The organism is Haliscomenobacter sp. (genome assembly GCF_965225875.1).
GTDB lineage: Bacteria > Bacteroidota > Bacteroidia > Chitinophagales > Saprospiraceae > Haliscomenobacter.
Genome location: NZ_CBDDBS010000002.1, coordinates 3,466,391 through 3,480,891, shown reverse-complemented (window position 1 = coordinate 3,480,891; position 14,501 = coordinate 3,466,391). Strand labels below are relative to the sequence as shown.

14 protein-coding genes are annotated in these 14,501 nt (G+C 47.0%); 6 read left to right on the top strand and 8 right to left on the bottom strand.

Annotated elements, in window-relative coordinates; all coding sequences use genetic code 11:
• Nucleotides 1-3 precede the first annotated feature (3 nt).
• From bshA to lgt, 5 genes are all read right to left on the bottom strand, one after another.
• Nucleotides 4-1,137 carry an N-acetyl-alpha-D-glucosaminyl L-malate synthase BshA gene (gene bshA / locus ACO08K_RS16565; RefSeq protein WP_421797522.1) on the bottom strand — a complete coding sequence of 378 codons (1,134 nt, stop codon included), beginning with the start codon at nt 1,135-1,137 and terminating at the stop codon, nt 4-6.
• Nucleotides 1,138-1,248: 111 nt separating this feature from the next.
• The gene (locus ACO08K_RS16560) at nt 1,249-3,336 is read right to left on the bottom strand and encodes a molybdopterin-dependent oxidoreductase (protein ID WP_421797521.1); all 2,088 of its coding nucleotides are present in this window, start codon (nt 3,334-3,336) and stop codon (nt 1,249-1,251) included.
• Between the two features lie 40 nt (nt 3,337-3,376).
• A complete protein-coding gene (locus ACO08K_RS16555; RefSeq protein ID WP_421797520.1) occupies nt 3,377-4,063 on the bottom strand; it encodes a response regulator transcription factor in 687 nt (228 codons plus the stop codon).
• A complete protein-coding gene (locus tag ACO08K_RS16550) occupies nt 4,038-5,357 on the bottom strand; it encodes a sensor histidine kinase (RefSeq protein WP_421797519.1) in 1,320 nt (439 codons plus the stop codon). Before ACO08K_RS16550 ends, ACO08K_RS16555 begins: the two co-directional genes overlap by 26 nt.
• 80 nt (nt 5,358-5,437) lie before the next feature.
• Entirely contained in the window at nt 5,438-6,238 is an 801-nt protein-coding gene (gene lgt / locus ACO08K_RS16545) for a prolipoprotein diacylglyceryl transferase (RefSeq protein WP_421797518.1), read from the bottom strand.
• Between the two features lie 149 nt (nt 6,239-6,387).
• Here lgt and ACO08K_RS16540 point away from each other — a divergent pair, with 149 nt between their 5' ends.
• The 4 genes from ACO08K_RS16540 (at nt 6,388) to ACO08K_RS16525 (ending at nt 9,859) form a co-directional block, all read left to right on the top strand.
• A complete protein-coding gene (locus ACO08K_RS16540) occupies nt 6,388-6,876 on the top strand; it encodes an RNA polymerase sigma factor (protein ID WP_421797517.1) in 489 nt (162 codons plus the stop codon).
• Between the two features lie 5 nt (nt 6,877-6,881).
• Nucleotides 6,882-7,502 carry a hypothetical protein gene (locus tag ACO08K_RS16535; protein ID WP_421797516.1) on the top strand — a complete coding sequence of 207 codons (621 nt, stop codon included), beginning with the start codon at nt 6,882-6,884 and terminating at the stop codon, nt 7,500-7,502.
• A gap of 58 nt (nt 7,503-7,560) precedes the next feature.
• On the top strand, nt 7,561-8,469 hold the full coding sequence (locus tag ACO08K_RS16530) for a serine aminopeptidase domain-containing protein (protein ID WP_421797515.1): 909 nt from the start codon (nt 7,561-7,563) through the stop codon (nt 8,467-8,469).
• Nucleotides 8,470-8,725: 256 nt separating this feature from the next.
• Nucleotides 8,726-9,859: a pyridoxal phosphate-dependent aminotransferase gene (locus ACO08K_RS16525; RefSeq protein WP_421797514.1), complete on the top strand. Its 1,134-nt coding sequence runs from the start codon at nt 8,726-8,728 to the stop codon at nt 9,857-9,859.
• A 245-nt stretch (nt 9,860-10,104) separates the two neighbouring features.
• On the opposite strand, the gene ACO08K_RS16520 is transcribed toward ACO08K_RS16525, so the two are convergent.
• Entirely contained in the window at nt 10,105-10,581 is a 477-nt protein-coding gene (locus ACO08K_RS16520) for a nuclear transport factor 2 family protein (protein WP_421797513.1), read from the bottom strand.
• 150 nt (nt 10,582-10,731) lie between these two features.
• On the opposite strand from ACO08K_RS16520, the gene ACO08K_RS16515 reads away from it, so the two are divergent.
• On the top strand, nt 10,732-11,604 hold the full coding sequence (locus tag ACO08K_RS16515; RefSeq protein WP_421797512.1) for a helix-turn-helix transcriptional regulator: 873 nt from the start codon (nt 10,732-10,734) through the stop codon (nt 11,602-11,604).
• A 73-nt stretch (nt 11,605-11,677) separates the two neighbouring features.
• Nucleotides 11,678-12,079: a nuclear transport factor 2 family protein gene (locus tag ACO08K_RS16510; RefSeq protein WP_421797511.1), complete on the top strand. Its 402-nt coding sequence runs from the start codon at nt 11,678-11,680 to the stop codon at nt 12,077-12,079.
• 112 nt (nt 12,080-12,191) lie between these two features.
• On the opposite strand, the gene ACO08K_RS16505 is transcribed toward ACO08K_RS16510, so the two are convergent.
• The gene (locus ACO08K_RS16505; RefSeq protein WP_421797510.1) at nt 12,192-12,866 is read right to left on the bottom strand and encodes a carbonic anhydrase family protein; all 675 of its coding nucleotides are present in this window, start codon (nt 12,864-12,866) and stop codon (nt 12,192-12,194) included.
• Nucleotides 12,867-12,882: 16 nt separating this feature from the next.
• The gene (locus ACO08K_RS16500) at nt 12,883-14,454 is read right to left on the bottom strand and encodes a SulP family inorganic anion transporter (protein ID WP_421797509.1); all 1,572 of its coding nucleotides are present in this window, start codon (nt 14,452-14,454) and stop codon (nt 12,883-12,885) included.
• Nucleotides 14,455-14,501 lie beyond the last annotated feature (47 nt).

Below are 14,501 nucleotides of genomic sequence, written 5' to 3'. Positions count from 1 at the left end.
AAGCTAATACACTGCAGCTTTTAAAATAGACTCATAATAAGCCTCATAAAGCGGAAGGATCTCTTCAATGTCAAAACGTTTGGCTTGAGCCAGGGCATTGGCTCGGAATTCGGCCAATACTGCGTCGTCACTCAGAATGGTAATCGCATTTTTAGCCATATCATCCACATCTCCAACATCGCTCAAAAAACCAGTGACCCCGTGAATGTTCACCTCAGGCAAGCCGCCAGCGTTGGTTGAAATCACCGGGACTTCACAGGCCATGGCTTCCAATGCAGCCAAACCAAAACTTTCACTTTCAGAGGGCATGATGAATACATCCGCCACTGCCATCAGTTCTTCAATCGCATCCTGTTTGCCGAGGAAACGAACGTCGTCAATAAGGTCGAGTTCCCGACAGAGGTCTTCGGCAACGCGACGCTCAGGGCCGTCGCCAATAAACAGCAACTTGGAAGGCATCTGTTGATTGACACGATGGAAGACCTGCACCACGTCGTTGATGCGTTTTACCTTGCGGAAATTGGATACGTGGATGAGGATACGTTCCCCTTTTGGTGCAATAGCTTTTTTAAAGTGGTCTTTGTTGCTTTTGCGGAAGCGGGAAAAATCAATGAAGTTGTAAATCACTTCGATTTCCCGGGTCAAATTGAAGGTGTCGTAGGTTTGTTGGCGCAGGCTATTGGATACGGCAGTTACGCCATCCGATTTGTTGATGGAAAACTCCACGACCGGGGCAAAAGATTTGTCTTTGCCCACCAGGGTGATGTCCGTACCGTGCAAGGTGGTTACCACCGGGATGTAGCGCCCCTGGGTCAAGAGGATTTTTTTGGCCATGTAGGCTACGGCAGCATGGGGGATAGCATAGTGCACATGTAGTAGGTCTAACTCTTCGTGTTGCACTACATCGACCAGTTTGCTGGTCAATGCCGTATCGTAAGGGGTATATTCAAAAAGAGGGTATTGCTCGGTATCAACTTCGTGGAAATATACATTTTCGTGGAAATGGGTAAGCCGGGCTGGGCGTTTATACGTGATGAAATGGATTTCGTGTCCATTTCTGGCCAGTGCTAAACCTAGTTCAGTTGCCAAGACGCCGCTACCACCATATGTGGGATAGCATACAATGCCAATTTTCATGCCTATCAGGTTTCTATGCTCGAACGACTACAGTCGTAATTAGGCTTTATGATGGAAGAATGTTCGGTTCATAAAGTCTAATCTATGGATACAATTGAAAGAATAAAAAGTTTAAAGGCTGGTCACCCTGACTTTTGCTCCACTAAAGGCTGAATTTCCAGTCAACTCATCCAAAACATATTCATCGGTAAGGTCGTTGATGCTGGCTCCCGCGTATTGTTTGGCTACATCGAGTTGTACCCCCTGTCTGGAATGCCCGTATCCATGCGGCATACTGACTACCCCGGGCATGATGGAGGTGCTGATTTCCAATGGCATCTCGATTTCACCCACCCGGGAGCTAACTTTGACCACCTGATGGTCTTGCAACTGGAGCTGCTCCGCATCCTGTGGGTGCATTTGCAGGGTACAGCGATTGCGGCCCCGCATCAGGCGTTCGGAATTGTGCATCCAGGAGTTGTTGTCGCGTAGGTGCCGCCTGCCGATGAGCAGAAATGGAAAATCAGTAGCTGCTTGAGGCTCGCTCAACAAGACCTCGACACGTTGCAAGTCTTTAACCAAATCTGCTGGGGCCAGGGGAATACGTTTTCCTGGAATGAACAATCGTTGGGGCAAACTAGGCTCCAACGGCCCCAGATCAATCCCGTGTGGGTTGGCGATTAGTTGATCCAGCGAAAGACCATAAGGGCCAAACATCAAGCCAAGATTCAACTTCTCCTCTGGTGGCTCGGCCTGAAAAGACTCAGAATTGCCACTCAGTCGATGCGCCAATTCCTGATAAATTTCGTAATCATGCCGGGCATCCGGGCTTTTTTCAAACAAAGCTGGAGAATATTTTGCTGTATTGCGCACGGCCAGCACGTGGAAAGTCAAGTCGTAATGGGGAACTTCCAAACCCGTCGCTGGCGGCAAAATGATGTGCGCATGGCTGCTGGTTTCATTGATGTAAATGTCGATGCTCACCATAAAATCCAGGCCAGCCAGTGCTTTTTCCAGTTGGGTTCCATTGGGTGTGGACAGAACTGGGTTGCCGCAGCTGGTGATCAAAGCGCGGATTTGGCCCTCTCCGGGAGTCAACATTTCTTCGGCCAGGGCAGCAACGGGTAATTCACCCAATGCCTCAGGCAAGCCCCTTACGCGGGAGTACCAGCGCGCAAAACGCTGTTCGTATTTGCCTCGGGCGATGAAGTCCACCGCGGGTTTGGTGAACAAGGCTCCTCCTACCCGATCCAGATTACCGGTGAGAATGTTCAAGACATTGATCAACCACTGACAAAGTCCACCGTACACTTGTGTGGACACTCCTACCCGGCCATAACAAACTGCGCTTTCTGCTGCTGCAAAATCGCGGGCCAATTGCCGAATTGCTTCCGCAGGAATTCCGGTGGCTGTGGCCACCCGTTCCGGGGTAAATGCCGCGCTGGCTTCTTGGATGTCGGCGACACCATCAGTAAAGTCTTCAAGCTGCTTCAAGTTTACCTTTTGCTCCGCAAACAAAACCTGGATCATGGCCAGGAGCAGCAATACATCGGCATTGGGCTTGATGAAATGGTGCAGGTCGGCTATTTCCGCCGTTTCGGTGTAGCGGGGATCGATGACGACTACTTTGCCTCCACGCTTTTGGATGGCCTTGAGGCGATGCGCTACATCGGGCACGGTCATCATACTTCCATTGGAGGCGATGGGATTACCGCCGATGATCAGCATAAACTGCGTATGGTCAATGTCTGGAATGGGAATCAACAAAGGGTGCCCAAACAACTGCCAGGAGGCATAATGATGGGGCAGTTGATCGGTAGAGGTGGCGGAGTACAGGTTTTTGCTGCGCAGCGATTTGGCAAAAGCCGGAGAGTTCAGGGTGGTACCCAGGTTGTGGATCGAGGGATTGCCCTGGTAAAGCGCCACAGCATTGTTGCCATATTTTTGTTGAATGGATTGGATGCCTTCCACGACGGCATCCATCGCTTCCGTCCAGGAAATGGCCTGCCAACCCTGCGGGGTTCTTTTCATCGGGGTTTTGAGCCGATTGGGGTCTTCGTAAATGTCTTTGAGGGCAACGGCCTTGGGGCAAATGTGGCCACGGCTGAAGGGGTCGTTCTTGTCGCCAGCAATGCTGGTAATCTGGCCATTTTCGAGTTTGATCTCAAGGCCACACATGGCTTCGCAAAGGTTGCAGTTGCGGTAGTGTAGTTGCGACATGATGGAGGATTTGGGGTAAGTTAAGGGTTTTCTGGGAAACTTACTCTGGACACACAAACTGAAACCCAATCCCGTGCACATTCTCAATTTTGATCCCTTCATCCTTTTGCAGGTACTTGCGCAAACGGGAAATAAACACATCCAGGCTTCTGCCCAAAAAATAATCGTCTTCGCCCCAGATCTGTTCCAGAATGGCTGAGCGGCGAATGACCTGTCCCCGGTTACTCATCAGGTAGCGCAGTAAGTCAGCTTCGCGTTGGGTGAGGCGGCGCAGTTCTCCGTTTTGTTCCAGGGTGAGGTTGGTGTAGTCAAAGAGGTATTGCCCGATGCGGATCATCTTGGGCATTTGAGGCGCCACCATGTGCCGACGGCGCAGAAATATTTCCACTTTCAGCAGCAGTTCTTCGATGCTGAAGGGTTTGGTCAGGTAATCATCGCCACCAATGCGCAGGCCTTCGATGCGGTCTTCTTTGAGCGATTTGGCACTCAGGAACAAGATGGGCACTTCAGCGTCGTACTTGCGGATTTCTTTCGCGATGGTAAAACCATCCACTTCGGGCAGCATCACATCCAGGATACAAAGGTCAAAACGTTCATTTTTGACCACCTCCATGGCCTGGCGGCCATCCATACAACAAGTGATTTTGTACCCGTTCATCTCCAGGTTGTCGCGGGTCACAAAACTCAAACTGGCGTCGTCTTCAACGTACAGCAGGTGCGCTTTCATAAACGGGTGTGTTTTTGGGATGGGTTCTGGGAATTTGGATGGCCATACAGGTGCCTTCTCCAGCATCACTGTGCAAGCGGATTTTCCAACCATGGGCTAAACAGATGCGTTGCACATAGTACAAACCCAATCCAAATCCTTTGACATTATGTACGTTCCCGGTAGGGACGCGATAGAATTTTTCGAATATTTTGGCCTGGTATTCCTTGGCGATACCAATGCCGTGGTCCTGTATTTTGAGTTGCATAGTAGATGCCCCCAAATTCTGCAGAGACAACTCAATTTGTGGCGCCTCCTTGCTGTATTTGATGGCATTGTCGAGCAAACTGTGCAACAGATTGGTCAAATGGAAACGATCGGCCCAGATGGGTTCCAGGTTTTGATCCAAATTCAAGGTCAAAGTACCGCCTCGCTCCTGTACCCGCAATCGAACACTGCCACAAACGGTCTGGATCAAATCTGGTAAATCCAGCCATTCCTGATGCAGGTCAAAATTGTCTTTTTCAAAACGAGCAATGTCCAGAACCCGCTCTACCTGTTGGTTAAGGCGAGAGTTTTGCTCTTTGATGATGCCCGCATACTGAACCAAACGCTGGTCTTTTTGAACTTCTTCGTGTCTGAGAAAAACGTCGGCAGCAATTTGAATGGTGGAAAGGGGCGTCTTGAACTCATGCGTCATGTTGTTGATGAAATCCTTCTGCATTTCCGAAAAACGTTTTTGCCGGAAAATCACCCACAAGGAATACGCAAAAAACAAAACGGTAATGAACAGAATCCCCGTCATGATCAGGGCAATCTGCATTTTCCCAAACAGGAAATTGTTGCGGGTAGGAAAACGGACACCAAAGTAATAGGTAAACTCATGATCGAAAGGTAAATTCTGCTGTACAGCCTTTGAAGATTTACAATCCTGCCCATAGGCACAATAGTTGCCGTACACCATCTGGCGGTTGCTGCAATCAAAAACCGCATATTCAAAGTCAATGCGCAGTTGCTGCTTCTCCAGTTCTTTTTGCAAGTAAAATTCCAGTAAAGAAGGGTTAATCTCGGTTTCAGTATTGACGATATAATAATTGCCGCTGCGTTGCTTGATGAGGTTACTGGCAGGCAGAATAATGTCGTTGGTATCAGCAATAGCGTGGGCTACACGATACAGAGCCCGATGAACTTGCCCATTGAACTCCTCCTCGTTGATGTTCCAGGTATTGACCACCCAGTATGTCTGCAAAGACAAGATCCCGATGATGGCCATCACCCCCAGGAAAAACACGCGGAGAATTTGAACGTCCTTCATCTTGATGATTTCGGATTTCGGGATTTTGGATTTCGGGTAGTGTTTTGCGCCAACCGAAATCCAAAATCTGCAATCCGCAATTACGCCACCTTTACCGGCCTGAGCACAAAGTACAACCCGATCAACACAAAGGGGATACTGAGCAACTGGCCAGTAGACAAAACATTATTAAATGCGGTTTCAAAGCCGCCCTGGCTGGTTTTGAAAAACTCCATGACAATCCGGATGCCCCAGATAAAAATCATGAACAAGCCGAACATGTAGCCCGGCTTGTGGCGTTTTTCGGTGCGCCAGTAGGTATAATATAGAACAACAAAACTGATCAAATAGCTCAATGACTCATACAATTGCACCGGATGCCGGGGCAAACCATTGGGCCCATCTACCCGCTCGAAGATAAATCCCCAGCTTGCAGTGGTGGGATTACCCAGAATTTCAGAGTTCATCAAGTTGCCCAATCGAATGAAACAACCTGCCAGCGCCGTAGGCACCACTACTTTGTCCAGAATCCACAACACGGATTTTTTGGACACCCGTTTGGAAAAAATCCACAGTGCCAAAATCACCCCGATCGCCCCACCGTGACTGGCCAAACCACCTTTCCACACCATTGGAATTTCGCTCAAATGTTGGCTGTAATAAGGCCAGTCGTAAAAAAAGACATGCCCCAAACGTGCACCCACGACTGCGCCCACGACTACATACACAAAAGCTTTGTCCAGCCATTCTTCCGGAGCCTTTTCCGCTAAAAACATCTTGCGGACAATGAATAAGCCGAGCAAAAAGCCGGAGGCAAAAAGCAATCCATACCAACGCAGGGTAATGGGGCCAATCGAAACAATTTCTGGAGAAGCATTCCAGTGAATGTAATTCAAGAGCATAGGTTCTGGCATTGTTGATTAACGCGCTCAATGATACTGCAAATCGCGCAAAAATTTGGCAGTTGTCGTAATTTTTTACTTTCATTGACAACTCATTAACTTGTCTTCATTTAACTAAAAATATTTCAGCCCAGGCTTAATTTTTTTGCGTGGAAAAAGAATTTGTCCAATTGGTGCAACAAAATGCGGGGATCATCCATAAGGTCATTCACTTGTACGTGGATCACCCTGAGGATCGGCGTGACCTGTATCAGGAAGTCTTGTTGCAGGCCTGGAAATCCTATGCAGGCTTCAAAGGTGAGGCAGCTTTTTCCACCTGGTTGTACCGCATCAGCCTCAATACGGTGCTTACTTTTCGCCGCAGGCAACGGGTGCCCATCAGTGAATTGCCCAGTCAATTGGATCTGGCTTCAGAGCCTGCCAGGCAAAACTCCGAAGACAGCGAACTATTGTGGTTGGCCATCAAACAATTGAACGAAATAGACCGTGTGATCATTACCCTGCATCTGGATGGATACGACAACGAAGAAATTGCCGAGGTGACCGGGCTGAACAAAAACAACACAACCGTGCGTTTGCATCGTGCCAAACAAAGTGTGGTGCAACGTTTAAAAAACTGGAGCAGCTCCAAAATATAAGTACTATGGATTTGCAGCAAGAATGGAACAAATTGCAGGAAACCAATCTGGCCGCGCCTCCGCTTTCAGAACTTGAAATTATGGAGGCCTTGCAGCATGGCTCTCGAGCCCCCCTGGCCGGGGTAAAGCGGGTCATTCGATTCAGGCTTTATGCAGTCATTGTTTATCTATTACTGGCTCTAGGGTTCATGGGGTACAACTGGAATTATCCCGAAAAACTGCCCATTGCCCTTAGCATTTTGTTGTACTATAGCCTGGCCCTCCTGTTTAGTGGCTGGCAACTTTGGCAGCTTCAGCGAAAGGCCGTTGACATGGATGGAAATTTGTTACAAACCTTGCAGACTTATTATCAAACCGTCAAAAGTAACATCCGCATTGATGCCATTCTTGGTTGGTTCATTTACCCAATGTCTTTTGCGTTGGGCTTTTTTTATATGCTGATCCGCCCGGATCGGGGGATCATAGATATTCTACAAACCCAAAGCTTCATGCTTCCATTGCTGTTGGGAATGGTAGTGGTGACGCCCCTGTTTTGGTGGTTTACCAAATTGGTGAATCGCAGATTGTTTGGGGATTTGTTAGAACAGTTGCAGGAAAATATCCAGGCTTTGTCGGAAAAGGACTGAGTGCGCCGCGAATTGAGGAGATTCTTATACCTTTGCCCACCCAAAACCCTCAATTTGTATGGAAATTAAAAATCGCTCTTCTTTCAAAGATCCCGAAAAAGACCTTTTGTGGTTCAAGCAATGGGTATCCGAACTGGAACAAAGCAACAATCGCCAATACCAACGCATCGAACTCGCTACCTCCCTTGGCAAAACGCAGGTTTGGGGACTCAATCTGCAGCGTACCGATTTGGAGCCATTGGTCATTTTTCCTGGCGCACGTACCACTGCCTTGTTTTGGGATTTTGACCGGGGTTTGGATCAGCTCGGCAAGGACATGCGCATTTACCTCGTTGAAACCAATGGCCTGCCCAACCTCAGTGATGGCAATTCGCCGGATATCAAAGGATTGGGTTATGGTGAATGGGCGGTGGAAGTGCTCAATGGCCTGAATATTGAACAAAGCTATGTAGCGGGAGCCTCTTTTGGCGGTTTGATTTGTATGAAACTGGGCATTGTAGCTCCAGAAAAAATCAAGGCCGCCTTCCTGCTCAATCCAGGCTGTTTACAAGCTTTTTCTCTTACTTTAAAAAACCTTTATTACAATTTATTACCCATCCTTTCGCCCAGCCGAAAAAACGTAAGTAAGTTTTTAGATAAGGCAGTGTTTTGCAAACCCACTCACCAACTCTCGCCAGCTTCCGAAAAACTCATTATCGACTATGAAGTGTTTGCCTTGACTCGTTACCTGGACAAGACTCAGAAACCTTATTACATGGACGATCAATTGGAACAGGTGCAGGTTGCTACTTACTTGCTCGAAGGAGATCAGGACTTGCTCTTCCCCTTTGAAAAATCCATTAGCAATGCCCAGGCAAAATTGAGCAACTTAAAGGAGGTCAAAGTTTTCCCCAATGTTGCGCATGGAATTGAGACTTACGCTGAAGCCATCCACCACATTGGAGAGACCATCCAAGGCCTTACCTAATCGACCTGAATCGAAGTAGTTGATGGAAAATATTGAGAAGTTAAGTGAGAGAAGAGCGTAAAAGTGAGCAATCCTTCAAAATTGTTAATTTGCACGCTAAGTAGTGCGGCAAAAATAAATGTTCATTTTTCTTGAGCCAAAGGATTAGATAAGACACTTAAAGTGAAACGTTTACTCATCTAATCCTTTGGCAAAGTGAACAATTTATTTTTTATCGCCCCTATCAGCTTCTAACTTAACCATAAAACCATCACCTATGTCCAATCTCTCTCGCCGTCAATGGCTCAGAACCGCGGGTCTGGCTTCCAGCGCCTTACCTTTGATGAGTGTTGCAGGAAAAGCTGCTTCTTTTGAAGGTTTTTTAGCTTCCCTGAACCACCTGCCACCAGGCATCATCGCCAAACTGAATTCCAACGAGAATCCTTATGGCCCATCAGAATTCGTACGCAAGGCCATCACGAATGCTTTTGACAAAGCCTGTCGGTACACTTTTACCGAAACAGGGTCTATAGTGGAAAAAGTAGCGGCCAAAGAAGGGGTTAGCCCCGACCAGGTACTCCTCACCGTCGGTTCCACCGAAGGGCTAAAAATCACCGCGATTGCGCTACGCCTTTTCGAAGGAGAAGTCATCGCCCCTGCCCCTACTTTTGATGCCTTGATGACTTACGCTGAAGCGATGGGTGGCTATGTGAATCGAGTTCCGGTGATGAACAATGCCGATCTTTCGATTGACCTCGAAGAGATGGAACGCCGGGTGACGGCCAATACCCGTCTGGTATTCATCTGTAATCCCAACAATCCCACCGGAAGTATCCTGCCTGCTGCCAGGATGAGGGATTTTTGTGAAACAGTTTCCAAACGTACGGTAGTGTTCAGTGATGAAGCTTACTTTGATTACATTACTGAGCCGGGTTACCCCAGCATGGTGGAGTTGGTCAAAAAGAACGCCAACGTGATTGTTTCGCGCACCTTTTCAAAGGTCTACGGCATGGCGGGTATGCGCATTGGCTATTTGATTGCACGTCCAGATCTCATCCGCCGCATCCGGGCAGTACAGATCGATCAGCCCAATATGCTGGCGCTACACGCTGCCAGTGCGGCTCTCGCCGATCAGGACTTTTACCGCTTTAGCCTGCAGAAAAACGCTGAAGGTAAGTCATTGATTTGCCAAACCCTTGATTCCCTGAAATTGCCCTATGTGCGGAGCCACACCAATTTTGTGTTTTTTAAAACCGGCAAAGACATCAACGGCTTTATCCGCGACATGCGGACACAGGGCATTGAGGTGGGCCGTCCGTTTTTACCCCTTTCAGAATGGTGTCGGGTCAGCACCGGAAAAATGGAAGAACTGGAGGTGTTTAAAAAAGGGCTGTTGAAGGTGATGGGATAGGCATAGAACCATTTGCAAAAGACAAAGTCGGGGAGCTCCATAAGAAAGAGGGGCGATCAGTTCTAACTTCAGGCACTTAGCTGGTACAAGTCTCCAGACTTGTACCAATATCAGCACGTCTCTGAAGTGTACTAGCTCAATATTTTTGCGCTGCTTGTGCGTCAGAGACGCGAAAATGTTGGTACAAGTCTGGAGACTTGTACCAGCTAAGCAAAAACCCTCCTTTAAAGAGTTGACAGCACCCACTACCTCACTGGTGTCATGTGCGCTTGTACGCAGCGCCATTTTCCGTCCTCCTTCAGGTAGGTATCGGTGTACACTGAGTAGCCAGTCAGGGATTGCCCATCTTTTTGGTAAGTGTATACAGATTTGGAACGAACCAGGGCCACATTTCCAAAAATACGGATGTGCTCATCGGTGTAGGTAAACGAGTCTACGCCGCTATTCTGATAATCGCTTGCCCAGTTTTTCAAGTATTCATCCCGCCCGATGACCTTTCCGCTGTTTTCGATGCACACAAAATCTTCGTGAATGATCTCACTATGGGCCTTTACATTCTGGGTAACATAATTTTTGATGAATTGGGCATTGAGTTGGCTCAGCATTTCCCGGTCCTGGGTCAGGTTCGCATCAGTCATTTTTGCTTGCTTTGGTGCTGGTTTATTGCATGCATTCAGCGCCATTACCAGCAAAAGGTTGAGGAAGATTTGTTGATTTCGCATCATATATTGATTTGATTCGACGCCAAAAGTATCGTAATAGCTGGCGAAGAACCTTTGATTTCTTGCTCATTTTCAAAAACCCAAACCCACTACATCTAAAAGCAGTTTTGGTGCTGCATAATGCCCTATATTTGTTAAAAAGACTGGCTTATGGTCGAGGTTGAAAAAGTGACTGGGCAGCATCTTTTCAGTTCCGATTTTTACGAAATCAAAGCCTTATCCTGCGACTTTTCACAAGACAAGGGCCCCCTTAAAGGGTATAATGACTGCTTTTGCCTCATGTTGGTAAAAACGGGTGGTGTGCAATTCGAGGTAGCGAAACAATCCTTTGATTTGCACACTGGGCATATCCTCGTTGACAAGCCGGATTACGAATACCGGATGAAAGCAACATCAGCCCAGTGCACCGTGCTTAATTTTTCAAATGATTTTTACCTGCGTTTATTGGAAGAACTACAATTGGATTGTACCGGATTTTTCGCCAATCAAAATGCCCTGACTCAGTTGCTCAAGGCTGATCCGGTGGTAGAATACCTGCACCATCAGTTGTTGCAATACCCTTTTTTGAGCCAGATTGAGTTGGACGGCCTGGTCTTTGAATTGGTGGATTGTATGGTAAAAAAGGCAACAGTGAACCAGCCGGATGTTACTAACTACACGCCGAAAAAATTCCATTTCCCCATCATCGAACGGGCCAAGGATTACATCCACCAACAGTTTCACAACGACTTTTCACTGTTTGACTTATCCAGTTTTGCTTATGCCAGCCCCTTTCACTTCAGTAGGCTTTTTAAGCGCTACACCTCGGTATCGCCCCACCAGTACGTGCTCAATGTGCGACTCAAACACAGCGAAATGTTGTTAAAGAACACATCAAAACCCATTGCCGACATTGCCTACCAATGCGGCTTCAACAACGCTGAATATTTTGCTACAGCCTTTAAACAGAAATATGGACTCAGTCCCAGCTTGTACAAGCAAAAAAGTCATTCTCCCCTTTTTCAGGGATTACAAATTCCCTAGTTCAGCGGATTGCGACGCCTGGTGTTTAGGTTGAACTTTGCTCCATCAAAGAACAACACCTAAATCAACAATCATGGCAAACAATCTTGCAACCGTACAACAAATCTACTCTTGTTTCGCTCAAGGCGATGTACCAGGAATTTTGGCCCAATTGGCCGATGACGTTACTTTTTTCAATGGTGCCGACCCAAAAGTAGCGCCCTCTGGAGGTACTTTTAAGGGCAAGGATGGAGTACTACAGTTTTTCATGGCCCTAGGTAGCACAACCCAAACCATTAACTTCCAACCTTCAAATTTCAAAGAGGAAGGCAATCAGGTCATCAATGAGGTTCAACACGATGGCATGAACAATAGCACGGGGAAATCTTTCAGTGTAAAGGCTTCCTTTGTTTGGACTTTCAACGAAGCTGGTCAGGTTATCGATTGGAAAGGAACTGGAGATTTTGGGAGTTTCAATGCTGCTTTTATGAATTAGCAACGTGCAGTTTACATAGAGGTCAAAATAAATTCCGGCAGTCGACCAGAAGTCGAGCTGCCGGATTTGTATTGGAATAACATAAAACAGCCTTATAATAAAAGAGCGTACTTTAAGCAAGCTGGGCCATGACCTCAGTTTTGCAGGATACCAGCGTATCTTCCAGAAAATCCACATGTCCTGTATCCAAATTGTGTTTGGCTCCGATGATCGCAATTTCACCCGCCTCGATCATTTGCTCCAGAATGTAACTGCGGTTCACGATAGCTTTCACCGAACGCCGAATGTTGATGGTGGCCACATTTTCCACAAACTCCGGGTTTTTTGAATTCCGCTTGGATTTGTCGTTGGTGGAATCTTCCTCGTAAACGGCAGGCTGAATTTTAGACAAGAGCTCCGTCAAGTTGCCCATTTCCACATGGTCGCAGGCACCTTTAATGGCCCCACATTTGCTGTGGCCCAATACCACAATCAGTTTTGAACCGGCAACTTTGCAGGCGAATTCCAAACTACCAATGATGTCGGTATTGACCACATTGCCAGCAATCCGTATGGAAAAAATATCGCCTAAACCCTGGTCAAAAATTAACTCTGCCGAAGTACGACTGTCTATACAGCTCAGAATTACCGCAAAAGGCCATTGCCCATCACGGGTTTCGTTGGCTTGCTGAAGCAAATCACGGTTGGCTTTTAGATTGTTGACAAATCGTTCATTGCCCTCCTTTAAAAACTCGATGGCTTGTAGGGGAGTGATTGAAGATTGAGTGACTGATGTATGTGCTTTCATGTGTCTTTTCATTTTTTTAGTTGGACGAAACGTGGGTCGAAAATTCCATGGTGTATTCATCTTTGAACCCGACCAATGATACCTGAATGTTTTTATCCTTCGAACCGATGTTCAAAAAATCCTTGATCAACTGAACTACATCATGGTCAATGTAAAAGGTATCTGTTGCATCGATTACCACTTTACTTTGAGTAGGCAAATGGTTTAAGGTTTGTTTGATGGCTGCTTTGTTCAAAAAGGAGACTTCCTGAGCCAACTTGATGGTGATGACTTCGCCTTGGTGATATTCTTCTTTTTTGAAAAAATAAGCAAGCTTCAGGTTAGCTCTCAAAATGAAGAACACACTGACGACCAGGCCAATCGCTACACCTTCCAACAAATCGGTAAAAACCACAGCCACCACAGTGATGATGAAAGGGATAAACTGGTATTTGCCACTCTTCCACATGTGTTTGAATACGGTGGGACTGGCTAATTTGTAACCAATCATCAGCAATACCGCTGCCAAACAAGCCAGAGGGATTTTATTCAGAATCATGGGAATGCTGAGCACTGCCAGTAAAAGCAGAATTCCGTGGGCAATGGTTGCTGTTTTGGTCCGCCCTCCGGAATTGATATTGGCAGAGGTTCGTACAATCACAGAAGTCATTGGCAGGCCGCCCAATAAGCCACTCAGGATGTTACCTGTGCCCTGGGCCAACAATTCCCGGTTGGTATCTGTGTAACGTTTCAAGGGGTCTAGTTTATCGGACGCTTCAATACACAACAGCGTTTCAATACTTGCCACCACCGCAATGGTCAATGCGACTATCCACACATCAGGCCGGGTAATTTCTGCAAAATTGGGTAGAGAAAACTGCCCGACAAAATCATCAAAAGATTTGGGCACGGGTAAACTGACCAAATGTTCTTGTCCAATCGCCAGGTTAGACCCGGAAGCCTTAAAGAACTCATTGATCAGTACCCCTACAACAACTACCACCAGCGCACCGGGTAATGCTTTCAATTTTTTGAGAAAGGCCACCCGATTAAAAGCAATTAAAATGGCGAGAGAAACCAAAGTAATCACGATTGCTCCCAGATGCGCGAAGTTAATCGCATCAATCAGCGCTGAAAGCGTGTTGTGGCCCGTATTTTTTTCGATAAAAAAGAAGTCCCCCTCATTGTCCACATCGTACCCAATGGCATGGGGCAATTGTTTGAGAATAATGATGATGCCAATTGCTGTCAACATCCCTTCAATGACATTGGATGGGAAATAATTGGAAATGGTACCTGCCTTGACTAAGCCTAAAAGAATTTGAATGGCGCCCGCCAATACAACTGCCACCAAAAAAGTTTGGTACGAGCCCAGCGTCCCGATTGCGGCCAAAATAATCGCAGTAAGCCCTGCGGCAGGACCGGAAACACTCAATTGTGATTTACTGAGGAGGCCCACAACGATCCCCCCAATTACCCCGGAAATGATACCTGCAAAAAGTGGTGCCCCACTAGCCAGGGCAATCCCCAGACACAGGGGCAATGCGACCAGAAATACTACTACCCCGGCCTGGATATCCGTTTTAAAATACATTGATCTGTTACTCATGTTGCAAGCAAAATTTGACGTGCAATGCACGCTTAGGAACCTGGGTG

Bases quoted from the DNA above. Each gene is read 5' to 3' on its own strand.
- bshA (WP_421797522.1), bottom strand. From the start codon at position 1,137: ATGAAAATTGGCATTGTATGCTATCCCACATATGGTGGTAGCGGCGTC.
- ACO08K_RS16560 (WP_421797521.1), bottom strand. From the start codon at position 3,336: ATGTCGCAACTACACTACCGCAACTGCAACCTTTGCGAAGCCATGTGT.
- ACO08K_RS16555 (WP_421797520.1), bottom strand. From the start codon at position 4,063: ATGAAAGCGCACCTGCTGTACGTTGAAGACGACGCCAGTTTGAGTTTT.
- ACO08K_RS16550 (WP_421797519.1), bottom strand. From the start codon at position 5,357: ATGAAGGACGTTCAAATTCTCCGCGTGTTTTTCCTGGGGGTGATGGCC.
- lgt (WP_421797518.1), bottom strand. From the start codon at position 6,238: ATGCTCTTGAATTACATTCACTGGAATGCTTCTCCAGAAATTGTTTCG.
- ACO08K_RS16535 (WP_421797516.1), top strand. From the start codon at position 6,882: ATGGATTTGCAGCAAGAATGGAACAAATTGCAGGAAACCAATCTGGCC.
- ACO08K_RS16530 (WP_421797515.1), top strand. From the start codon at position 7,561: ATGGAAATTAAAAATCGCTCTTCTTTCAAAGATCCCGAAAAAGACCTT.
- ACO08K_RS16525 (WP_421797514.1), top strand. From the start codon at position 8,726: ATGTCCAATCTCTCTCGCCGTCAATGGCTCAGAACCGCGGGTCTGGCT.
- ACO08K_RS16520 (WP_421797513.1), bottom strand. From the start codon at position 10,581: ATGCGAAATCAACAAATCTTCCTCAACCTTTTGCTGGTAATGGCGCTG.
- ACO08K_RS16515 (WP_421797512.1), top strand. From the start codon at position 10,732: ATGGTCGAGGTTGAAAAAGTGACTGGGCAGCATCTTTTCAGTTCCGAT.
- ACO08K_RS16510 (WP_421797511.1), top strand. From the start codon at position 11,678: ATGGCAAACAATCTTGCAACCGTACAACAAATCTACTCTTGTTTCGCT.
- ACO08K_RS16505 (WP_421797510.1), bottom strand. From the start codon at position 12,866: ATGAAAGCACATACATCAGTCACTCAATCTTCAATCACTCCCCTACAA.
- ACO08K_RS16500 (WP_421797509.1), bottom strand. From the start codon at position 14,454: ATGAGTAACAGATCAATGTATTTTAAAACGGATATCCAGGCCGGGGTA.